Genomic DNA, 304 nt, shown 5'->3' on the forward strand with positions numbered 1-304 from the left:
GTTGTTTCCATCCTGGTGCTAATAAGTCACGATTTATAAGTAATGCTTTAGGGGCTCGGGTATAGTCATTAATAAAATTAGCTTGTCTCGTCGCGCGCTCTTGATCTGTATCGTTGAGCATCTTATTAGCTAATTCTATAGCCCAATTTATATATTTTATATCTTGTGTTACAGAATAAAAGTGTAGATAAGCACGAATCCAGTAGTTGCCTTGCCAAGCATACTCATTTCCGTTGTTATCGTTACTATCAATCATAGGGCGGATCGGATATCGTTCTAAGATTTTTTCAGTTAATTCTCGAAC

Annotated in this window: 1 protein-coding gene; it reads right to left on the reverse strand. The window is 36.8% G+C overall.

Annotated features, from left to right (window positions below):
- Nucleotides 1-256, reverse strand: a 256-nt coding sequence (locus SB751_RS29315; RefSeq protein ID WP_410748942.1) for a hypothetical protein, incomplete at its 3' end; no start/stop codon positions are given.
- Nucleotides 257-304 lie beyond the last annotated feature (48 nt).

Source organism: Cupriavidus sp. SIMBA_020, from assembly GCF_046535395.1.
Taxonomy (GTDB): domain Bacteria; phylum Pseudomonadota; class Gammaproteobacteria; order Burkholderiales; family Burkholderiaceae; genus Cupriavidus; species Cupriavidus campinensis.